The sequence below is a fragment of the Streptomyces noursei genome (assembly GCF_016917755.1).
GTDB lineage: Bacteria > Actinomycetota > Actinomycetes > Streptomycetales > Streptomycetaceae > Streptomyces > Streptomyces yunnanensis.
Genome location: NZ_CP070326.1, coordinates 6,746,645 through 6,767,017, shown reverse-complemented (window position 1 = coordinate 6,767,017; position 20,373 = coordinate 6,746,645). Strand labels below are relative to the sequence as shown.

19 protein-coding genes and 5 tRNA genes are annotated in these 20,373 nt (G+C 70.7%); 10 read left to right on the top strand and 14 right to left on the bottom strand.

Annotation, left to right across the window (positions count from 1 at the left end; genetic code table 11):
• The first annotated feature begins 5 nt into the window (after positions 1-5).
• Positions 6-773 (top strand): 2-phospho-L-lactate guanylyltransferase, encoded by a 768-nt coding sequence (gene cofC, locus JNO44_RS29715; RefSeq protein ID WP_328285870.1) that lies wholly within the window; start codon positions 6-8, stop codon positions 771-773.
• Here cofC and JNO44_RS29710 read toward each other — a convergent pair.
• From JNO44_RS29710 to leuC, 5 genes are all read right to left on the bottom strand, one after another.
• On the bottom strand, positions 754-957 hold the full coding sequence (locus JNO44_RS29710) for a hypothetical protein (RefSeq protein WP_039632464.1): 204 nt from the start codon (positions 955-957) through the stop codon (positions 754-756). The two genes, cofC and JNO44_RS29710, sit on opposite strands and share 20 nt — an antisense overlap.
• Before the next feature lie 100 nt (positions 958-1,057).
• Positions 1,058-1,717, bottom strand: coding sequence for an HU family DNA-binding protein (locus JNO44_RS29705; protein ID WP_067346674.1), 660 nt, complete (start codon positions 1,715-1,717; stop codon positions 1,058-1,060).
• A 125-nt stretch (positions 1,718-1,842) separates the two neighbouring features.
• Positions 1,843-2,088 carry an SCO5555 family protein gene (locus tag JNO44_RS29700; protein WP_039632468.1) on the bottom strand — a complete coding sequence of 82 codons (246 nt, stop codon included), beginning with the start codon at positions 2,086-2,088 and terminating at the stop codon, positions 1,843-1,845.
• Between the two features lie 136 nt (positions 2,089-2,224).
• Positions 2,225-2,818 carry a 3-isopropylmalate dehydratase small subunit gene (leuD, locus tag JNO44_RS29695; protein ID WP_205366806.1) on the bottom strand — a complete coding sequence of 198 codons (594 nt, stop codon included), beginning with the start codon at positions 2,816-2,818 and terminating at the stop codon, positions 2,225-2,227.
• Positions 2,819-2,821: 3 nt separating this feature from the next.
• Entirely contained in the window at positions 2,822-4,255 is a 1,434-nt protein-coding gene (gene leuC / locus JNO44_RS29690; protein WP_205366805.1) for a 3-isopropylmalate dehydratase large subunit, read from the bottom strand.
• Between the two features lie 173 nt (positions 4,256-4,428).
• Here leuC and ndgR point away from each other — a divergent pair, with 173 nt between their 5' ends.
• A complete protein-coding gene (gene ndgR / locus JNO44_RS29685; RefSeq protein WP_018541140.1) occupies positions 4,429-5,148 on the top strand; it encodes an IclR family transcriptional regulator NdgR in 720 nt (239 codons plus the stop codon).
• 212 nt (positions 5,149-5,360) lie between these two features.
• Here the strand turns inward: ndgR and JNO44_RS29680 are convergent.
• The 9 genes from JNO44_RS29680 to JNO44_RS29640 form a co-directional block, all read right to left on the bottom strand.
• Positions 5,361-5,433: transfer RNA gene (locus tag JNO44_RS29680), tRNA-Glu, on the bottom strand.
• 21 nt (positions 5,434-5,454) lie between these two features.
• Positions 5,455-5,526, bottom strand: a tRNA-Gln gene (locus tag JNO44_RS29675).
• A gap of 16 nt (positions 5,527-5,542) precedes the next feature.
• Positions 5,543-5,615: transfer RNA gene (locus tag JNO44_RS29670), tRNA-Glu, on the bottom strand.
• A 62-nt stretch (positions 5,616-5,677) separates the two neighbouring features.
• Positions 5,678-5,750, bottom strand: a tRNA-Glu gene (locus JNO44_RS29665).
• A 21-nt stretch (positions 5,751-5,771) separates the two neighbouring features.
• Positions 5,772-5,843, bottom strand: a tRNA-Gln gene (locus JNO44_RS29660).
• A 90-nt stretch (positions 5,844-5,933) separates the two neighbouring features.
• On the bottom strand, positions 5,934-6,659 hold the full coding sequence (locus JNO44_RS29655) for an HAD family hydrolase (RefSeq protein WP_205366804.1): 726 nt from the start codon (positions 6,657-6,659) through the stop codon (positions 5,934-5,936).
• A gap of 203 nt (positions 6,660-6,862) precedes the next feature.
• Positions 6,863-8,353, bottom strand: coding sequence for a glutamate--tRNA ligase (gene gltX, locus JNO44_RS29650; protein ID WP_205366803.1), 1,491 nt, complete (start codon positions 8,351-8,353; stop codon positions 6,863-6,865).
• Positions 8,346-9,107: a fumarylacetoacetate hydrolase family protein gene (locus tag JNO44_RS29645; protein WP_039632480.1), complete on the bottom strand. Its 762-nt coding sequence runs from the start codon at positions 9,105-9,107 to the stop codon at positions 8,346-8,348. Before JNO44_RS29645 ends, gltX begins: the two co-directional genes overlap by 8 nt.
• Before the next feature lie 81 nt (positions 9,108-9,188).
• Positions 9,189-9,374: a hypothetical protein gene (locus JNO44_RS29640; RefSeq protein WP_039632482.1), complete on the bottom strand. Its 186-nt coding sequence runs from the start codon at positions 9,372-9,374 to the stop codon at positions 9,189-9,191.
• Positions 9,375-9,971: 597 nt separating this feature from the next.
• Here JNO44_RS29640 and JNO44_RS29635 point away from each other — a divergent pair.
• From JNO44_RS29635 to JNO44_RS29600, 8 genes are all read left to right on the top strand, one after another.
• Entirely contained in the window at positions 9,972-13,583 is a 3,612-nt protein-coding gene (locus JNO44_RS29635) for a sensor histidine kinase (RefSeq protein ID WP_205366802.1), read from the top strand.
• A gap of 9 nt (positions 13,584-13,592) precedes the next feature.
• Positions 13,593-14,006, top strand: coding sequence for a roadblock/LC7 domain-containing protein (locus JNO44_RS29630; protein WP_039632486.1), 414 nt, complete (start codon positions 13,593-13,595; stop codon positions 14,004-14,006).
• Between the two features lie 113 nt (positions 14,007-14,119).
• Positions 14,120-14,530, top strand: a complete 411-nt coding sequence (locus JNO44_RS29625) for a DUF742 domain-containing protein (RefSeq protein ID WP_039632488.1) — start codon at positions 14,120-14,122, stop codon at positions 14,528-14,530.
• The gene (locus JNO44_RS29620; protein WP_205366801.1) at positions 14,511-15,104 is read left to right on the top strand and encodes a GTP-binding protein; all 594 of its coding nucleotides are present in this window, start codon (positions 14,511-14,513) and stop codon (positions 15,102-15,104) included. Before JNO44_RS29625 ends, JNO44_RS29620 begins: the two co-directional genes overlap by 20 nt.
• A gap of 400 nt (positions 15,105-15,504) precedes the next feature.
• Positions 15,505-18,591, top strand: coding sequence for a sensor histidine kinase (locus JNO44_RS29615; RefSeq protein WP_205366800.1), 3,087 nt, complete (start codon positions 15,505-15,507; stop codon positions 18,589-18,591).
• A gap of 10 nt (positions 18,592-18,601) precedes the next feature.
• A complete protein-coding gene (locus tag JNO44_RS29610; protein ID WP_018542541.1) occupies positions 18,602-19,015 on the top strand; it encodes a roadblock/LC7 domain-containing protein in 414 nt (137 codons plus the stop codon).
• A gap of 84 nt (positions 19,016-19,099) precedes the next feature.
• Positions 19,100-19,735 carry a DUF742 domain-containing protein gene (locus tag JNO44_RS29605; RefSeq protein ID WP_073447657.1) on the top strand — a complete coding sequence of 212 codons (636 nt, stop codon included), beginning with the start codon at positions 19,100-19,102 and terminating at the stop codon, positions 19,733-19,735.
• A complete protein-coding gene (locus JNO44_RS29600) occupies positions 19,716-20,294 on the top strand; it encodes a GTP-binding protein (RefSeq protein ID WP_073447656.1) in 579 nt (192 codons plus the stop codon). The genes JNO44_RS29605 and JNO44_RS29600 overlap by 20 nt, the downstream gene beginning before the upstream one ends.
• Positions 20,295-20,373: the final 79 nt, after the last annotated feature.

Below are 20,373 nucleotides of genomic sequence, written 5' to 3'. Positions count from 1 at the left end.
TCCCGATGCGAAGAGACGGAGCGGATGTGGGCTGGAGCCTCGTAGTGCCGCTGAAACCGCTGGTGCGGGCCAAGAGCAGGCTCTCCGTGGCCGCCGGCGAGGAGTTCCGGCCGAAGTTGGCGCTGGCATTCGCGCTGGACACCGTGGCCGCCGCGCTGGCCTGCGCGGACGTGCGCGATGTGGCGGTTGTCACGGACGATCCGGTGGCCGGGGAGCACTTGGCGGCACTGGGGGCGCGCATCGTGCCGGACGCTCCGGCCAACGGACTGAATGCCGCACTGGCCCATGGCGCGGCCGTGGTAAGGGCCCGGCGACCCGGTGCACCGGTCGCCGCACTGAACGCCGATCTCCCGGCGCTCCGCCCGGCCGAGCTGGCGACGGTGCTCCATTCCGCCGCGCTATTTCCGCGGGCATTTCTCGCGGATGCGGCGGAAATCGGGACAACACTTCTGTCGGCGACTTCCGGTACGGAATTGGACCCGGCTTTCGGCGGCCCCTCCCGGGCCCGTCACCTGGCCTCCGGGGCGCATGAGATCGCCGCGCCGGACGTGCCGTCGGTGCGCCACGACGTGGACACCGGGGAGGACCTGCGGGCCGCGCTGGCCCTGGGGGTCGGCCCGCACACCGCGCGGCAGGCCCCGCGGGTGCCGGGCTGGGCGGAGTGGGCGACCGTGCTGAGCGCGCCGGGCCGCGCCGGCGTCCTCGGCGCCGGGGATCTGTCGGGCGCTCCGGCCGGCGTGGTGCCGCCCCAGGTCAGAGCGTCTGGAGCGTGACGAGGACGATCCGCCGGGCGTCACCCTCGCCGGTGACCTCGATGCGCACCCGCTGACCGGGGCGCAGCAGGAGCAGGCCGCCTGCGTCGAAGGCCGCCGCGTCGAAGGACAGCGGGGTCCCGTCGTCCAGCAGCACGCTGCCGGAGCGGGTCGTCTCGTCGTAGGTGTACGCGGTGGCCTGCATGGGGCAAGGGTAGACGGCGGCCCTGGTGGGCACGCACCGCGGGCCGGGCTCCCCGGAGGGAGACCGGCCCGGCGCCTGGCGTTGGGGTGCCGCCGTGGAATTACCGCTTGCGGGCAGTGGTCTTCTTGGCGGTGGTCTTGCGCGCCGTGGCCTTCTTGGCAGGGGCCTTCTTCGCCGTGGCCTTCTTGGCCGGTGCGGTCTTCTTCGCCGTGGCCTTCTTCGCGGTGGTCTTCTTCGCCGCGGTGGCCTTCTTCGCCGCGGCGGCCTTCTTCGCGGGCGCCGCCTTCTTCGCCGTGGTCTTCTTCGCGGTGACCTTCTTCGCGGTGGTCTTCTTCGCCGCGGCCTTCTTCGCCGGCGCCGCCTTCTTGGCAGCGGCCTTCTTGGCGACGGCCTTCTTCGCCGCGGCCTTCTTGATGGCGGCACCGCCGGTCAGGCTGCCCTTGGGCGCCTTCTTGACGGCGACCTCGCCACCCTTGGGGAGCTTCTTCGAGCCGCTCACCAGGTCCTTGAAGCCCTGACCGGCGCGGAAACGGGGCACCGAGGTCTTCTTGACCCGCACCCGCTCACCCGTCTGCGGGTTGCGCGCGTAACGGGCCGGGCGGTCCACCTTCTCGAACGAGCCGAAACCGGTGACCGAAACGCGGTCGCCCGCGACAACTGCACGGACGACTGCGTCCAGTACGGCGTCCACCGCGTCCGCGGCGTTCTGGCGGCCACCGAGCTTGTCGGCAATGGCTTCTACGAGCTGCGCCTTGTTCACGTCTTCCCCTTCGGAGACATTGCTGGAACGAAAGTTTCCAAGCTTTTTCGCACGTTAGGCAGATATATACCGCAAATCAAACACGAAACGGGCTAATCACCCTTGTGCCGCAACGGACTCGACCTTCACGGACTTCCATCGGCATGCACATCTTCGGGATAACGACCTTCGTCAAGGTCGCTCATGAACCACTCCAGACGCCTTGCCGCGTCCGCAAGATCGTGTTTAGCCGCGGCCGTGATGACGAGCAGCTTCCGGGTCAGCGCCATCCGTACGCCCTCCGGGACTTGCAGTGTCCGCACCCTTGCGTGTGCGTCCTTGAGTCGGTCGGCGACGAAACCGTAGAGCTTGAGTTGGTCGTCGCGTTCCATGCGCTAATTGTGCCATCTGCGGCGAGTTGTCGCTTCACGGGGCCTCAACGCCCGGCTCCACAAGCCGATGCGCCCCCTGCCAACTGCACAGGGGGCGCATCGTACGCAATAAGTCTTTGAGCCATAAAACCCGAGGTCAGACCTCGATGGTACGCGGTTTGAACGAGGGCCTGTTCGCCTCGTAGTCGGCGATGGCGGACTCCTCCCGAAGGGTGAGGCTGATGTCGTCCAGACCCTCCAGCAACCGCCAACGAGCGTTCTCGTCCAGCTCGAAGCCGGCGGTGACGCCCTCGGCACGGACCTCGCGGTTGACCAGGTCGACCGTCACCTCGGCGGTCGGGTCGGACTCCACCAGCTTCTGCAGCCGGTCCACGGTCTCCTGCGGCAGGACCACCGTCAGCAGGCCGTTCTTGAGGGAGTTGCCGCGGAAGATGTCCGCGAACCGCGAGGAGATGACGGCCTTGAAGCCGTAGTTCTGCAGCGCCCAGACGGCGTGCTCGCGCGAGGAGCCGGTGCCGAAGTCGGGCCCCGCGACCAGGACGGTCGCGCCCTTGTACGTCTCCTGGTTGAGGACGAACTCCGGGTCCTTGCGCCACGCCTCGAACAGCCCGTCCTCGAAGCCGTCGCGGGTGACCTTCTTCAGCCAGTGGGCGGGGATGATCTGGTCGGTGTCGACGTTGCTGCGGCGCAGCGGAACGGCCCGGCCGGTGTGGGTGGTGAAAGCTTCCATGGTTCAGACTCCCGCGGGCGTAGCGACGTCGGACTGGCCGGCCAGGTCGGCCGGTGAGGCCAGATGGCCGAGAACCGCCGTTGCGGCGGCGACCTGCGGGGAGACCAGGTGGGTGCGGCCGCCCTTGCCCTGCCGGCCCTCGAAGTTGCGGTTGGAGGTGGACGCGGAGCGCTCACCGGGCGCCAGCTGGTCGGGGTTCATGCCCAGGCACATCGAGCAGCCCGCGTGCCGCCATTCGGCGCCGGCCGCGGTGAAGACCTTGTCCAGCCCCTCCTCGACGGCCTGCAGCGCGACCCGCACCGAGCCGGGGACGATCAGCACCCGCACCCCGTCCGCGACCTTGCGGCCCTCCAGGATCGAGGCCGCCGAGCGCAGGTCCTCGATGCGGCCGTTGGTGCACGAACCTACGAAGACGGTGTCCACGGAGATCTCGCGGAGCGGTTGACCGGCCGTCAACCCCATGTATTCCAGGGCCCTTTCGGCGGCGTGCCGCTCCGAGGGGTCCTCGTACGAAGCCGGGTCGGGGACGTTCGCCGAAAGGGGCGCACCCTGGCCGGGGTTGGTGCCCCAGGTGACGAACGGCGCCAGCGAGGCGGCGTCGATGACGACCTCGGTGTCGAACACCGCGTCGTCGTCGGTGCGCAGCGTCTTCCAGTACGCCACGGCGGCGTCCCAGTCCTCGCCCTCGGGAGCGTGGTCGCGGCCCTGGAGGTAGTCGAAGGTGGTCTGGTCGGGGGCGATCATGCCGGCCCGGGCGCCCGCCTCGATCGACATGTTGCAGATGGTCATCCGGGCTTCCATCGACAGCTTCTCGATGGCCGAGCCGCGGTACTCGATGACATAGCCCTGGCCGCCGCCGGTGCCGATCTTGGCGATGATCGCCAGGATCAGGTCCTTGGCGGTGACGCCGTCGGGCAACTCGCCGTCCACGGTGATCGCCATGGTCCTGAACGGCGCCATCGGCAGCGTCTGGGTGGCCAGGACGTGCTCGACCTGGCTGGTGCCGATGCCGAACGCCAGCGCGCCGAACGCGCCGTGGGTGGAGGTGTGGCTGTCACCGCAGACGACGGTGGTGCCGGGCTGGGTCAGCCCCAACTGCGGCCCCACGACGTGGACGACACCCTGCTCGACGTCGCCCAGCGGGTGCAGCCGGACGCCGAACTCCGCGCAGTTCTTGCGCAGGGTCTCCAGCTGCGTGCGCGAGACCGGGTCGGCGATCGGCTTGTCGATGTCGAGGGTCGGGGTGTTGTGGTCTTCGGTGGCGATGGTCAGGTCCGTCCGCCGCACCTGGCGGCCGGCCTTGCGGAGGCCGTCGAACGCCTGCGGGCTGGTGACCTCGTGCAGCAGGTGCAGATCGATGAAGAGGAGGTCGGGCTCGCCTTCCGCGCGCCGGACGACGTGGTCGTCCCAGACCTTCTCCGCGAGTGTCCGTCCCATCGCTTTCCCTCCGGCCGGCCACTGTGCCGGCCTTGCTCGTCTGTGCGCGGTGACCCGCTCATATCCCCTGCGGGCCTGACGCCGGGCCCTGGTCGAGGGCCGCATCTACAGAGTGACGACTTCCATGGAAAATTGAACTTGCGTTTCACACTGTGAGACGCGAGTATCGTTGCATGGACAACTCTAGCGGCGTCGGCGTTCTCGACAAGGCAGCTCTGGTTTTGAGCGCTCTGGAGTCCGGTCCGGCCACCCTCGCCGGGCTGGTCGCGGCGACCGGGCTCGCACGACCCACGGCCCACCGGCTGGCCGTGGCACTGGAACACCACCGGATGGTGGCGAGGGACATGCAGGGCCGGTTCATCCTGGGCCCACGGCTCTCCGAGCTGGCCGCGGCGGCCGGCGAGGACCGCCTGCTGGCAACGGCCGGACCGGTGCTCACGCACCTGCGCGATGTGACGGGCGAGAGCGCCCAGCTCTATCGCCGCCAGGGCGACATGCGGATCTGCGTGGCGGCGGCGGAACGGCTGTCCGGACTGCGGGACACCGTCCCGGTGGGCTCCACACTGACCATGAAGGCCGGCTCCTCCGCCCAGATCCTGATGGCCTGGGAGGAGCCGGAGCGGCTGCACCGGGGCCTCCAGGGCGCCCGCTTCACCGCCACCGCGCTGTCCGGCGTACGACGCCGCGGCTGGGCCCAGTCGATCGGCGAGCGGGAGCCGGGCGTGGCCTCGGTCTCCGCGCCCGTCCGTGGCCCCTCCAACCGCGTGGTGGCCGCCGTCTCCGTCTCCGGTCCGATCGAGCGCCTGACCCGCCACCCCGGCCGGATGCACGCCCAGGCCGTCATCGACGCCGCCGCCCGCCTCTCCGAGGGCCTGCGCCGCAACGGCGGCTGAGCCCCGCCGGCCGGCCCCGCTCCCCCGCGGCGGCCGGCCGGCGCACTCCCCGGCGCGCCACCCCGCTCGCCCAACTGCCCGTCCGCCGCGGGCCGCCACCCCCGCCGAGCGCCAACCGCCCTGCTGCACAAGGCCGTTGGGCACCGACCAGAGTTGCCATACGGGAACAGCAGAAAGGCCCTCCGCGTGACGCGGAGGGCCTTTCTTCGATGTACCCCCGACCGGATTCGAACCGGCGCTACCGCCTTGAGAGGGCGGCGTGCTAGGCCGCTACACAACGGGGGCCTTGCAGATGAGCTCTGCGAGCTGGCCTACCTGGACTCGAACCAAGACTAACTGAACCAGAATCAGTCGTGCTGCCAATTACACCATAGGCCATGGTGGTGTAGACCAGTACCCCCGACCGGATTCGAACCGGCGCTACCGCCTTGAGAGGGCGGCGTGCTAGGCCGCTACACAACGGGGGCCCTAGCGATCCTGCGTGAGTGACAGTGGGTGCGACCCGGACTGCCTCCCCGAGAAGGATCTGTACCCCCGACCGGATTCGAACCGGCGCTACCGCCTTGAGAGGGCGGCGTGCTAGGCCGCTACACAACGGGGGCCTTGCAGATGAGCTCTGCGAGCTGGCCTACCTGGACTCGAACCAAGACTAACTGAACCAGAATCAGTCGTGCTGCCAATTACACCATAGGCCATCAAAGTGCAACCCCCGGTGGGGGGCCTTGCCTTGATCTGCGCTTTCCGGTCCGGGCCTTTCGGCCCTCTCGGGCGGCGCAGGAAGAACATTACCTGATCGCGGAGGGTGCTCCAAAACCGATAACCCCGCGCACCAACTCGGGGAGCTCGGCCAGCCCTCGGATCCGGCGCACCCCCGGCGGCGGCTGCTCCTCGGCACCCGCGCGATCCAGCCACACGGCCGCCAGGCCGGCGTCCCGGGCGCCCAGGCCGTCGACGTCGAGGCGGTCGCCCACGTAGAGCACCTCGGCCGGTGGCAGCCCGAGGGATGCGCAGGCTCCCCGGAACGCCTCCGGGGCGGGCTTGGCGTATCCCAGGCCGTCGGCGCACAGCACCGCCTCGAAGTGCTCGCGGATGCCCAGGGTGGTCAGCTTGCGCTCCTGGTTGGCGGTGGAGGAGTTCGAGAGCACGGCCTGGCGCACCAGGGGGGCCAGTGACTCCAGGGCCGGCACGGAGTCCGGGAAGAGCTCCCAGGACGCCTCGTAGTGGGCGAGGTAGCGGGCGAACCAGGCGTCCGCCTCCGTGTCGCTCAGCGGGGCGCCCAGGAACGTCCGGGCGCGGGCCCTGCGGTGCTCCAGGAAGCCCAGCTCGCCCGCGAGGAAGCGGGCGAACTCGGTCTCCATCGCGCGCTGCCAGCGGGCCAGCGCCGCCGCCTCGCCGCCGTACGCGGCCAGCAGTCCCTCGGCCCGCAGGTGGCGCAGCACGCCGGCGCGGTCGGACCCGGTGTAGTCGAAGAGGGTGTCGTCGATGTCCCAGAGGACGGCACGCAGGGGCATGCCGGGAATCTAACGGGCGGTGGGCGGGGCGAGGCAAGGGGGAATGCCGGGCCGGGTGGGTGGGAGAAAGCTGCGCCGGGTGGGTGGGAGAAAGCTGCGCCGGGTGGGTGGGAGAAAGCTGCGCCGGGTGGGATGGGGAAGAAAGGGGGCGGGCCCGGAAGCGTGGTCGCTTCCGGGCCCGGGGTTCCTCGGGTGCGGTCGGGTCAGGCGGTCAGCTTGGCCAGGGCCGCGTCGATGCGGGCGAGGGTGCGCTCCTTGCCGAGGATCTCCAGGGACTCGAAGAGGGGGAGACCGACGGTGCGGCCGGTGACGGCCACCCGGACCGGGGCCTGGGCCTTGCCGAGCTTGAGGCCGTGCTGCTCGCCGGCGGCGAGGACGGCCTGCTTGAGGGGCTCGGGGCCGGCGGTCCAGTCGGCGGACTCCAGGTTGGCGCGGGCGGTGGTGAGCAGGGCCACCGGGTCGCCCTTCATGGCCTTGGTCCAGGACGCCTCGTCGTCGACCGGCTCGGTGCGGAAGAGGAAGTCGACGTTGGCGGTGATCTCGGAGAGGACGGTCAGGCGGGTCTGGGCGTGCGGGGCGATCGCCTGCCACGCGGCCTGGTCGAAGTCCGCGGGCTCCCAGTTGGCGAAGGGGGCCTTCAGCCAGGGCTCGCAGGCCGCGGTGAAGTCCTTCACGTCGAGCCGGCGGATGTGCTCGGCGTTGATCGCCTCGGCCTTCTTGAGGTCGAAGCGGGCCGGGTTGGCGTTGACGTCCGCGATGTCGAACTTCTCGATCATCTCGGGGATGGTGAAGATGTCCTGGTCCGCGGAGAACGACCAGCCCAGCAGGGACAGGTAGTTCAGCAGGCCCTCGGGGAGGAAGCCGCGCTCCCGGTAGAGGTTGAGGTTGGCCTGGGGGTCGCGCTTGGAGAGCTTCTTGTTGCCCTCGCCCATGACGTAGGGCAGGTGGCCGAACTCGGGGACGGCCGAGGCGACGCCCAGCTCGATCAGGGCCCGGTAGAGGGCGATCTGGCGGGGGGTGGAGGAGAGCAGGTCCTCGCCGCGCAGGACGTGGGTGATGCCCATCAGGGCGTCGTCGACCGGGTTGACGAGGGTGTAGAGCGGGGCCCCGTTGGCGCGGACGATGCCGTAGTCCGGGACGTTCTCCGGGGTGAAGGTCAGTTCGCCGCGGACCAGGTCGGTGAAGGTGATGGGCGCGTCGGGCATCCGGAAGCGGACGATCGAGGCGCGGCCCTCGGCCTCGTAGGCGGCCTTCTGCTCGGCCGTCAGCTCGCGGCAGGTGCCGTCGTAGCCGGAGGGCCTGCCGGCCGCGCGGGCGGCCTCGCGGCGGGCGTCGAGCTCTTCGGTGGTGCAGTAGCAGTGGTAGGCGTGGCCGGCGGCGAGCAGCTTCTCGGCGACGTCCTTGTAGAGGTCCATCCGCTGCGACTGGCGGTAGGGGGCGTGCGGGCCGCCGACCTCGGGGCCCTCGTCCCAGTCGAAGCCGAGCCAGTGGAACGAGTCCAGCAGCTGGTTGTAGGACTCCTCGGAGTCGCGGGCCGCGTCGGTGTCCTCGATGCGGAAGACCAGCTGGCCGCCGGTGTGCCGGGCGTAGGCCCAGTTGAACAGGGCGGTACGGACCAGGCCGACGTGCGGGTTGCCGGTCGGGGAGGGACAGAAACGTACGCGGACGGGGGTTCCGGGGGTCGCGTTAGCCACGCTTGATCACCTTGTTGGTGAGAGTGCCGATGCCTTCGATGGTGACGGCGACCACGTCGCCGACGTTGAGCGGGCCGACCCCGGCCGGGGTGCCCGTGAGGACGACGTCGCCGGGGAGCAGCGTCATGGCCTCGGTGATGTGGACGATCAGGTCCTCGATCGGGCGGACCATCTCGCTGGTGCGGCCGAGCTGGCGCTGTTCGCCGTTGACCGTGCACTGGATGGTGAGGTCGCTCGGGTCGAGGTCCGTCTCGATCCAGGGGCCCAGGGGGCAGGAGCTGTCGAAGCCCTTGGCCCGGGCCCACTGCTTCTCGCGGCGCTGGACGTCGCGCGCGGTGACGTCGTTGGCGCAGGTGTAGCCGAGGATGACGTCCTTGACCCGCTCGCGGGGCACCTCGCGGCACATCCGGCCGATGACGACGGCCAGCTCCGCTTCGTGGTGCAGCTCCTGGGAGAAGGAGGGGTAGGTGATGGGGTCGCCGGACCCGATCACCGACGTCGACGGTTTGAAGAAGGTGACCGGCGTGTCCGGGACCTCGTTGCCCAGTTCGGCGGCGTGTTCGGCGTAGTTGCGGCCGATCGCCACGACCTTGTTGGGGAGGACCGGCGGCAACAGCCGCACCTTGTCGAGGGGGACCTTTTGGCCCGAGCGCTCGAATTCCGCGAACGGATGCCCCTTGATGACGTCGAGTTCGTCTCCTTCGAGAACGCCGAAGCCGACGTTGCCGTCGATGGAGAATCTGGCGATGCGCACGGGTTGCCGCTGCCCCTCATGATCATTGGCCGGAGTTGACACTCCAGGCTATCGCGGGGGCCTGTACGCATCGCCGTCCATTCAGGCCGTGACGTCCTGCTTCGGGAGATCGTTCAAGACGGTACGGCGCGGGTTGGCGGTCTGGCGGGGCAGGTCGACGGTGTGCTCCGGGGCCTCCAGGGTGCCGAGCTCCTCGGCGTCCGCCAGATGGGCCAGGGTGGTGCGCCGCGGGTTGGCTATGTTGCGGAACATCATCGTCGTCTTCACTGCGGTATGCCTCGCGTCTGGTCGGGAAGAGTTGCCGAACGTTGCATTTCTGCGCGTTGTCGTTTTACGCAACTGTGTAAAGCGTCAGGCTAAGCGCGCTATTCCCTGCGGATCAGCGGGAAAGTCGGCGATCTTCCTGTGAGTTTCCTCACGAAGGGTGTGACATATGCCGCATTTCCCTTGATCAACATCCATGGTCGAAACGGACATTGCCGGATTGAACCGCATGTTCCGCTCCTGATCACCCCACCTGGGACAAGGGGTGAGGGCGGTCAACTCGCGGGTAAAAGTCCGAAATAGTGCGGGCCGTCTTCTACCGTTCGTAACGCATTCCGTACATTGCGTCACCCATGTCACGGTGACCGGCTCCGCTCTTGTTGGAGATCCGGCACTGTGCTGGAATTCCACGGACCGCCGCACTTTTCGCCGGCGCGCAGAGGCGCGAAGGAGCGCCGCGCGGTGGTGCCGCTCCCTCGGCCAGAGGGGATGGCCCGCCGGTCATCACGACCGCCACGGGGGACTTCGCGGTCCCCCTTCGACTCGACACCGTCCCGCCGTTGGCGCGGTGGGACGCCTGGTCCAGAGGTTGCGACGCTAGTGCAGGGACGTTTCAAGAGGGATGGCAACGCTGCGGCGGACCCGGAGCTGCGCGGCGGGACAGACCGCGGCCAGACTCCGGGTGATGACGCCGCGGACGGCGGCAAGCCCAAGAACAGCCCCAGCGGGCCCGGCAGTCGAATAGCGCTGCGCAACTGGCGCATCAGCACCCGGCTCGTCTCGCTGCTCGCGCTCCCCGTCGTCGCCGCGACGACCCTGGGCGCACTGCGCGTCAACACCGAGCTGGACAACATCGACCAGCTCGACAAGATGCAGCTGCTCACCGAGATGACCCGGCAGGCAACCGAGCTGGCCGACGCCCTCCAGGTCGAGCGCGACAAGTCGGCCGGCCCGCTGGCCGGCACCGGCAACGTCAAGGACGACGCCAGCGTGGTGGCCCCGCGCGAGGCCACCGACCGCGCCAAGGTCTCCTTCAACCAGGCCACCGGCGACATCAAGCCCGACGACGCCACCATGGCCGGCGTCCGGGCCACCGTCCTGGAGATCGGCCGCCAGCTCAACACCCTCAACGAGATCCGCGCCAACGCCTACAAGGACGACAACAACGTCGCGCGGACCGTCACCGACTACAACCAGCTGATCGCCTCCCTGCTGGACCTCTCGCAGGACATGGCGCAGGCCACCAGCAACCCGGAGATGATCCGCAACACCCGTGCCCTGGCGGCGTTCTCCTCCGCCAAGGAGTACGCGTCGATCCAGCGCGCCCTGGTCAGCGCCGGTCTGGCGCACTCGGGCGGCCCGCAGCTCTCCGCCAACGACCGGCAGGCCGGCCGCAGCGCCGAGGACAACGAGAAGGCCGCCCGGGACCGCTTCTCCCAGATCTACAACGGCAACGCCGGCGCCCTCACCCGCGGTCTGGACGGCAACAACGACGAGATCAAGGCCGCGTACGCGTTCGCGCACCGGGCCTTCGCCAGCACGAACGGCATCCGCAGCCAGGAGTACAAGTACCTGGACTGGTACGACTCCGACACCGTCAAGATCGACGAGATGTCGCGGATCGAGACCTCGCTGCTCTCCGAGATGGAGCAGAAGTCCCGCGAGCTGCGCAACGCCGCGACCCAGGACGCGATCCTCAACGGTGCGGTGATCCTGCTGGTCCTCGGCGTCTCGCTGGTCGGCGCGTTCGTCGTGGCCCGCTCCATGGTCCGCTCGCTGCGCCGGCTCCAGGACACCGCGCAGAAGGTCGCCCAGGACCGACTGCCGGAGCTGGTCAAGCAGCTGTCCGAGTCCGACCCGCAGGACGTGGACACCTCCGTCGAGTCGGTCGGTGTGCACAGCCGGGACGAGATCGGCCGGGTGGCCGCGGCCTTCGACGACGTGCACCGCGAGGCGGTCCGGCTGGCGTCCGAGCAGGCGCTGCTGCGGGGCAACGTCAACGCGATGTTCACCAACCTCTCGCGCCGCTCCCAGGGCCTGATCCAGCGTCAGCTCTCGCTGATCTCCGAACTGGAGTCCCGCGAGGCCGACCCGGACCAGCTCTCCTCGCTCTTCAAGCTCGACCACCTCGCCACCCGCATGCGCCGTAACGGCGAGAACCTCCTCGTCCTCGCGGGTGAGGAGCCGGGCCGCCGGTGGACTCGTCCGGTGCCGCTGGTCGACGTCCTGCGGGCCGCCGCCTCCGAGGTGGAGCAGTACGAGCGGATCGAGCTGAACGCGGTCCCGCAGACCGAGGTCGCCGGCCGGGTCGTCAACGACCTCGTGCACCTGCTCGCCGAGCTGCTGGAGAACGCGACCTCGTTCTCCTCGCCGCAGACCAAGGTCAAGGTGACCGGCCACGCGCTGCCCGACGGCCGCGTCCTGGTCGAGATCCACGACACCGGCATCGGCCTCTCCCCCGAGGACCTGTCGGCGATCAACGAGCGGCTGGCCAGCCCGCCGACCGTGGACGTCTCGGTGTCCCGGCGGATGGGCCTGTTCGTGGTCGGCCGGCTGTCCCTGCGGCACGGCATCCGCATCCAGCTCCGGCCGTCCGACTCCGGCGGCACCACCGCGCTGGTCATGCTGCCGGTCGACGTCGCCCAGGGCGGCAAGAAGCCGGCACCCAGCACCGCCAAGAGCCCCGGGGAGGGCAGCGGCGCGCCCAGCAGCCGACTGGCCGGACTGCAGCCGCGCGGCCAGGTCGGCTCCGGCCCCGGCGGGCGGCCCGCGCTGCCCGGCCGCGGTGGCCCGGGCGGCGGCACGAACGCCTTCGGCTCGCCGGCTCCCGGCGGCCGTACCGCACCGTCCGCGCCGGGTCTGGGCGGTGACGCCGCCGGGGCGCGGCCCGCACTGCCGGTCCGCGGCACGGAGGCGGGCCTCGGTGCCGAGGACGGCCGCACCCCCACCGTGGCGCCGCCCGCCGGCCTGCCCGGACGCGAGGAGCGGCCGCAGCTGCCGACCCGGAACGCGGCGGGCGAACTGCCGGGCAGCGGGGCCGGAACGGCTCCCGCGGACGCCGGGCAGACGGGCGACGCGCCCCTGGGCGTGCGCCGGGACCGCGGTACCAACGACGACTGGCCGATGGCGCCCCGCGAGGCGCAGGACCGGCCGCGGGGCCACGAGGAGCCGGAGACCACCGGCACCTTCCGGCGGCCCGCGCCGGCCGCCGGCCCCGGTGACACCGCCGCGTTCGCGCGGCCCGACTTCGGCGGACCGCGGCCCGGCGCGGGTCGGGACGGTGCGGGACGGGACAGTGCTCCGGCTCCGGCCGCGGGCCGCGAGCCGACCTGGGCGGGCGGCGACACCGGCGACACCGGGCAGTTCCCGCAGCCGGACGCCGACGCCGGGCACTTCGAGACCACCGGACAGTTCCCGCGGCCCGACGCCGACACCGGGCACTTCGAGACCACCGGACAGTTCCCGCGGCCCGACGCCGACACCGGACAGTTCGAGACCACCGGACAGTTCCCGCGGCCCGACGCCGACACCGGGCACTTCGAGACCACCGGACAGTTCCCGCGCCCCGCGAACGGGCGCGCGGAGCCGGCCGGGCAGGTCCGGCAGCCGGACGCCGGACGGGCCCCGGCGGGCGAGGACCCGCTCGGCGATCCGCTGAGCGGTCCGCTCCGCGGCGACCCGCTCGGCACCACGGACGCCCGCCCCGTCGACGACCGCACGCCGATCTTCGACACCATCGAGTCCAACTGGTTCAACACTCCGGCGGCGGCCGCCGCCGGTGTGCCGCCGCTGCCGCGCCGCGACGGTGGCCAGGACGGCGCCGCGCCGGGTGACACGCCCGCCGGCGGCGTGCCGGCCGCCGGTGCGCCGGCGGGCGGTGCCGCCCGCGAGGGCGCCCCGGCCGACGCCGGCGCACAGTGGCGAACCTCGCCGAACGACGAGACGTGGCGGCAGGCGGAGCAGATCCGCCAGCCGGCCTCGGGCGGGGTCACCACGTCCGGGCTGCCCCGCCGGGTGCCGCGCGCCAATCTCGTCGCCGGCACCGCGCAGCAGCAAGCCCCGCAGGGCGGTCCGCAGGTCTCCCGCGCGCCCAGCGACGTGCGCGGCCGGCTGACCAATCTCCGCCGGGGCATCCAGCAGGGCCGGCAGGCCGGGACGTCGTCCACCGGCAACCACGGCATTGTCGATCCCACTCACCAGCAGGAGCGTTAGTTGAGTCCGATGAGCCAGGCGGCGCAGAATCTGAACTGGTTGATCACCAACTTCGTGGACAACACCCCCGGGGTGTCCCACACGGTGGTGGTCTCCGCGGACGGACTGCTCCTCGCGATGTCCGAGGGGTTCCCTCGTGACCGCGCCGACCAGTTGGCGGCGGTGGCCTCCGGCCTGACGTCCCTGACCTCGGGTGCCTCCCGCATCTTCGAGGGCGGGACGGTCAACCAGACCGTGGTGGAGATGGAGCGCGGCTTCCTCTTCATCATGTCCGTCTCCGACGGATCGTCGCTGGCCGTACTGGCGCACCCGGAGTGCGACATCGGCCTCGTCGGCTACGAGATGGCCCTGCTGGTCGACCGTGCGGGCACCGTCCTGACGCCCGATCTCCGTGCGGAACTCCAGGGCAGTCTGCTGAACTGAGTGCGCGCGGCGTCCGCAGCGCCGCACCGCACCCGGTAACCCCTCATCCATCCACGCCGTACCCCCCACCGGCCCAACCCGACGACACGTCAGTTGTCCCGTCCGGAGGACCCATGACCCCGCCGCCCCATACTTCCGGCCCGTACGGCGCCTACAGCCCAGCGCCGTACGGGAGCGAAGGTGACCAGCCGCTGGTGCGCCCGTACGCCATGACCGGAGGCCGGACCCGGCCGCGCTACCAGCTCGCCATAGAGGCACTGGTCAGCACCACGGCCGACCCGTCCCAGCTGCCCGGCCTGCTCCCCGAGCACCAGCGGATCTGCCACCTGTGCCGCGAGGTGAAGTCGGTGGCCGAGGTCTCCGCGCTGCTGCACATCCCGCTCGGTGTGGCGCGCATCCTGGTGGCCGACCTGGCGGAGGCCGGGATGGTGGCGATCCACCAGCCGGGCGGCAGCGGCGAGGCGGGCGGCACGCCGGACGTGACCCTGCTGGAGAGGGTGCTCAGTGGACTTCGCAAGCTCTGACGGCGGCACCGCACCGAGCCCGGCCCGCTCCACCACCTCGGCGAAGATCGTGGTGGCGGGCGGCTTCGGCGTGGGCAAGACCACGTTCGTCGGCGCGGTCTCGGAGATCAACCCGCTGCGCACGGAGGCCGTGATGACCTCCGCGTCGGCGGGGATCGACGACCTCAGCCACGTCCAGGACAAGACGACCACGACCGTGGCGATGGACTTCGGCCGGATCACCCTGGACGAGGACCTGATCCTGTACCTGTTCGGTACGCCGGGCCAGGACCGCTTCTGGTTCATGTGGGACGACCTGGTCCGCGGCGCCATCGGCGCGGTGGTCCTCGTCGACACCCGGCGACTGGCCGACTGCTTCCCGGCCGTCGACTACTTCGAGAACAGCGGCCTGCCCTTCGTCATCGCCCTCAACGGCTTCGAGGGACACCAGCCCCACACCCCGGACGAGGTCCGGGAGGCGCTCCAGATCGGGCCGGGGACCCCGATCATCACCACCGACGCGCGGCACCGCACGGAGGCCAAGAGCGCGCTGATCACGCTCGTGGAGCACGCGCTGATGGCGCGCCTGCAGTAGTGACGGCCGGACGGCCCGCCCGCTATCCGGCGTGGGCCGTACGGCAGTGGTCACCGGGGGGCCATCACCCCTGCCCTGGTGCGGTTCCCGCTGTCCGGGCGGTGATCTGTGTCCTTCGACACGCCCGTCCAGGGCTTCATAACGTTTCGACAGTGAATCGGCCGGCCTTCGACACCGCGCGCGCATGACCGGCTTCGCTGCGCTCACATTTCTCTCGCCTTTTGCCGCGCCTCGCCCTTAACGCCCCTTTTATCTGGCGCTTTTCCAGAGCCGCTTCGGCTCTGTCCGGTGTTTGGAACGCACAGCCCTGACGTGCTGAAATTCGCTGAACTCCGGAGTAGTAACGCCCAGAAGAAACGGCACTGCAATCCCGTGCCGTCGCCGAGAGGTTGTTGGTCGAGTGAGGCGAAGCACGACGAGCCCCGAGCCGCAGGAAACGCGGCGGGGCAACTTCACGCCGCCACCACGCGAGAGTGGCGCACCGGCTTCCGACGCTTCCGAGAGTCCGGTCGCGAAGCCTCCGGTCAGCGGCGGCAAGTACTCCCCGCGCAACTGGCGCGTGGCCACCCGCCTGAACGCCATTCTGCTGATCCCGGTCCTGGTCGCCCTGGTCTTCGGCGGGCTGCGGGTCAACAATTCCTTCGGTACCTGGCAGGACGCCCAGAACGCCGAGAACACCGCGAAGCTCGTGCGCGCCGCGCTTTCCTACAGCAACGCGCTCATCGACGAGCGGGACCGCACCGCCGCCCCGCTCCTCAAGGGCCGGCAGGACGACCCGGTCGTCCAGGAGGCGCGGGACGCGACCGACACGGCCGCGCAGGCGTTCCACGAGGCCGCCAAGAACATGCCGGACGAGCCGGGCCTCAAGCGCCGGATGGCACTGTTCCAGAAGACCGAGCCCAAGCTGGCGCAGCTGCGGCAGGTCGCCTTCACCTCCAAGCTCACGGGCGTGCAGACCGAAGAGGGCTACGTCGAGATCCAGCACCCGCTGATGGAGTTCGCCAACGAACTCGGTCTCGGCACCGGCAACATCACCTCCTACGGGCGCACCGTGTACGCGGTCGCACTGGCGAAGGCCGCCGAGTCGCTGACCCGCTCCATCGGCACCCACCTCCTGGTCGACCCGGCGTCCCCGCAGGGCGGCAAGGAGCACAAGCTCCAGCTGACCGCGTTCGCGTCGTACCGCTACCTGGAGGGCATCGCCATCGGCGAGTACACCTCCGGCGGTACGCCCGACGACGTGGCGCGGCTGAAGTCGGACGCCGGCAAGCTCCAGCAGGCTGCGCAGCAGCAGATCGCCCGCGCGAAGTCGCAGGCGCAGGCGGCCGGCCAGACGTTCCACGCCCCGCCGTCGCCGGACCAGATGAGCGCCCTGATAGCCTCCGGCGCCTCGCCGGACGCGCTGGCCCTCAAGGGCGTCACCCCGGACGTGTTCTTCCAGGCCGCCACCGGCAAGTTCGACATGTACCGGGGCATCGAGAAGGACCTGGCCGACAAGGCGGTGAACGAGGCCGCGCAGATCTCCTCGGACGCCAAGTGGTCCACCTTCCAGGACGCCGCCATCGTGCTGGCCGCGCTGATCATCGCGTTCGTGGTGGCCGGGCTGATGGCTCGCCGGATGAGCCGCAACATGCGGGAGCTGCGCAACGCGGCCTTCGGCGTCGCCGAGCAGCGGCTGCCGATGCTGGTCGACCAGCTCTCCCGCACCGACCCGGGCCGGGTCGACACCCGCGTGGCGCCGATCCCGATCGCCACCACCGACGAGATCGGCGAGGTCGCCCGCGCCTTCGACCAGGTGCACCGCGAGGCGGTCCGGCTGGCCGCCGAGCAGGCGCTGCTGCGGGGCAACGTCAACGCGATCTTCACCAACCTCTCCAGCCGCAACCAGGGCCTGATCGAGCGCCAGTTGGAGCTGATCACCCACCTGGAGAACAACGAGGCCGACCCGGACCAGCTGGAGAACCTCTTCCGGCTCGACCACCTCGCGACGCGCATGCGCCGCAACGGAGAGAACCTCCTGATCCTCGCGGGCGAGGAGCCGGGCCGCCGGTGGAACCAGCCGGTGCCGCTGATCGACGTGCTGCGGGCGGCGACGTCCGAGGTCGAGTCGTACGAGCGGGTCGAGCTCAGCGGGGTCCCGGAGAGCGAGATCCACGGCACCGCCGTGACCGACCTCATCCACCTGCTGTCCGAGCTGCTGGAGAACGCCACCACGTTCTCCTCGCCGCAGACCAAGGTGAAGGTGGCCGCGACCCGGCTGCCCGACGGCCGGATCATGATCGAGATCCACGACAAGGGCATCGGGCTGACCCCCGAGGACTTCGCGGACATCAACCACAAGCTGGCCAACCCGCCGAGCGTGGACGCCGCGATCTCCCAGCGGATGGGCCTGTTCGTGGTCGGTCGGCTGGCCGACCGGCACGGGATCCGGGTCCAGCTGCGCCCCTCGGGCGAGCAGGCCGGCACCACGTCGCTGGTCATGCTGCCGGACGCGATCACCCACGGCGGTGGCGGCGACGAGCAGTTCGACGACACCTTCACCGTCTCCCGGATCGTCCCCGAGCACCAGCAGGCGATGTACGACGACGGTCACCGCACCGCCGCCGAACTGGGCTTCGACGACGGCTTCCACGGGCACCCCGGTGCCCCGGCCGGGCTGGACCCGGTGGGCCGCTCCCTGCTGCGCGAGGAGCGCCGGGCCGCCCTGGAGGCCCAGACGGCCGCCGGGCACCCCGCGCCCGAACCGGTCGACAACCGGCCGCTGTTCCGCGACGAGCTGCCCGTCGACGGCCACCACGAGCACCCCGCGTCCTATGCGGAGCCTGGCCTGCCGCTGTACGACGACCGCTCCTTCGGCGGCGAGGCGTTCGGCGACCCGACGTTCCCGGAGACCACCGGCCAGTACCCCTACGTCCCGCAGGACGGGGGCCAGTTCGACGGCTGGGCCGAACCGCCTGCGCACGAGGGCCACTTCGGAACCGAAGCGGAATCTGACCGGAATCCACCTGCCGCTCCCGCTGATGCGTCTGAGCGCGTAACATTCGAGCGTCCCGGCCCTACCGAGAGCGCGATCCACTCGCTGACCGACGCTGGCCTTCCGCGCCGCGGAGCCAGCTCGCCGCACGGTCAGCAGGAGCCCGCACCGGAGACCGGCCAGGACGAAGGCTCCGTCTGGCGCAGCGAGAACGACGATCGCTGGCAGCGGGCGGGGCGACTGCGCCAGCCGACGGCGGGCGGGGTCACCGCTTCCGGCCTCCCCCGACGGGTGCCCAAGGCCAATTTGGTCGAGGGCACCGCGGAGCAGAGCGCGCAGGGCGGCCCCCAGGTCTCCCGCGCTCCGGAGGATGTCCGCGGCAGGCTGAGCAATCTGCGCCGCGGTGTCCAGCAGGGGCGTAGCGCCGGCACCGGCACGGATCCCTCCTCGGGGGTCCCCCAGAATGACCAACAGGGCTTCGGCCCCGGCAGCACCTACGATCAGGAGCGTTAGTGTGAGCCCGATGAGCCAGGCGGCGCAGAATCTGAACTGGTTGATCACCAACTTCGTGGAGAACACCCCCGGGGTGTCCCACACGGTCGTGGTCTCCGCGGACGGTCTCCTCCTCGCCATGTCCGAGGGGTTCCCTCGTGACAGAGCCGATCAGCTGGCGGCGGTGGCCTCCGGCCTGACGTCGCTGACCTCCGGCGCGTCCCGCATCTTCGAGGGCGGGAGCGTCAACCAGACCGTGGTGGAGATGGAGCGCGGCTTCCTCTTCATCATGTCCGTCTCCGACGGATCGTCGCTGGCCGTACTGGCGCACCCGGAGTGCGACATCGGCCTCGTCGGCTACGAGATGGCCCTGCTGGTCGACCGTGCGGGCACCGTCCTGACGCCCGATCTGCGCGCAGAACTGCAGGGCAGCCTTCTCAACTAGCAGACAGGCAGTGCGTTTCCCGCCACCGCACCATAGGGTTCGGTGGCGCGACCGGCGTCAGACAGGCAAGTTGGAGGAGGAGACGTGGCAACGCCCCCGAACGGCTACCCGTATGGATCCGGACAGCAGTCCGGTCCCCAGGGCGAGACCCATCACAACCGCTTCAACTTCCCGTCTGCGCCCAGCCGCAGGCCGCAGCGGCCCCAGCCGCCGCAGCAGCCGCAGCGTCCCGCTCAGCAGCAGGGCCCGTACGGTTCCCGGCCCTACGGGCCCCCGCCGTCCGAGCCCTCGCCGTACGACCAGCCGCAGGCGCCGCGCATCCAGCCGGTGCAGCCGCCGCGGCCGAGGCCCGAGCCCACCGCCCCCACCGGGGGCGCGAACAACCCGCTCGTGCGGCCGTACGCGATGACCGGAGGCCGGACCCGGCCGCGCTACCAGCTCGCCATCGAGGCGCTGGTCAGCACGACCGCCGACCCCGCGAAGCTGCAGGGCCAGCTGCCGGAGCACCAACGCATCTGCCACCTCTGCCGTGAGATCAAATCAGTGGCCGAGATCTCGGCCCTCCTCTCCATCCCCCTCGGCGTCGCCCGGATCCTCGTCGCCGACCTGGCGGAGGCCGGACTCGTCGCCATCCATCAGCCCGGCGGGGACGAGACCGCCGGCGGACAGCCAGATGTGACACTGCTCGAAAGGGTGCTCAGTGGACTTCGCAAGCTCTAGCGGTGCAGCCCGCTCCACCACCTCGGCGAAGATCGTGGTGGCGGGCGGCTTCGGCGTGGGCAAGACCACGTTCGTCGGGGCCGTCTCAGAGATCAACCCGCTGCGCACCGAAGCCGTGATGACCTCCGCATCGGCGGGCATCGACGACCTCACGCACGCACCGGACAAGACGACCACGACCGTGGCCATGGACTTCGGCCGGATCACCCTGGACCAGGACCTGATCCTCTACCTGTTCGGCACGCCCGGCCAGGACCGCTTCTGGTTCATGTGGGACGACCTGGTCCGCGGCGCCATCGGCGCGGTGGTCCTCGTCGACACCCGACGGCTCGCCGACTGCTTCCCGGCCGTCGACTACTTCGAGAACAGCGGCCTGCCCTTCGTCATCGCCCTCAACGGCTTCGACGGGCACCAGCCCTACACCCCGGACGAGGTCCGGGAGGCGCTCCAGATCGGCCCGGACGCGCCGATCATCACCACCGACGCGCGGCACCGCAGCGAGGCCAAGAGCGCGCTCATCACGCTCGTGGAGCACGCGCTGATGGCCCGGCTGCGCTGACGTCCTTCCGGCGCGGGTCCGTATCGGTCCCCGCCGGACACGCGGCCTCGGCGCCGCATCGCGAAAGGCCCCCGCACAC

Excerpts from the sequence above, each read along its gene's own strand:
- cofC (WP_328285870.1), top strand. The coding sequence starts at position 6 with ATGCGAAGAGACGGAGCGGATGTGGGCTGGAGCCTCGTAGTGCCGCTG.
- JNO44_RS29710 (WP_039632464.1), bottom strand. The coding sequence starts at position 957 with ATGCAGGCCACCGCGTACACCTACGACGAGACGACCCGCTCCGGCAGC.
- JNO44_RS29700 (WP_039632468.1), bottom strand. The coding sequence starts at position 2,088 with ATGGAACGCGACGACCAACTCAAGCTCTACGGTTTCGTCGCCGACCGA.
- leuD (WP_205366806.1), bottom strand. The coding sequence starts at position 2,818 with ATGGAAGCTTTCACCACCCACACCGGCCGGGCCGTTCCGCTGCGCCGC.
- leuC (WP_205366805.1), bottom strand. The coding sequence starts at position 4,255 with ATGGGACGGACACTCGCGGAGAAGGTCTGGGACGACCACGTCGTCCGG.
- ndgR (WP_018541140.1), top strand. The coding sequence starts at position 4,429 with ATGGACAACTCTAGCGGCGTCGGCGTTCTCGACAAGGCAGCTCTGGTT.
- JNO44_RS29655 (WP_205366804.1), bottom strand. The coding sequence starts at position 6,659 with ATGCCCCTGCGTGCCGTCCTCTGGGACATCGACGACACCCTCTTCGAC.
- JNO44_RS29630 (WP_039632486.1), top strand. The coding sequence starts at position 13,593 with ATGAGCCAGGCGGCGCAGAATCTGAACTGGTTGATCACCAACTTCGTG.
- JNO44_RS29625 (WP_039632488.1), top strand. The coding sequence starts at position 14,120 with ATGACCCCGCCGCCCCATACTTCCGGCCCGTACGGCGCCTACAGCCCA.
- JNO44_RS29610 (WP_018542541.1), top strand. The coding sequence starts at position 18,602 with ATGAGCCAGGCGGCGCAGAATCTGAACTGGTTGATCACCAACTTCGTG.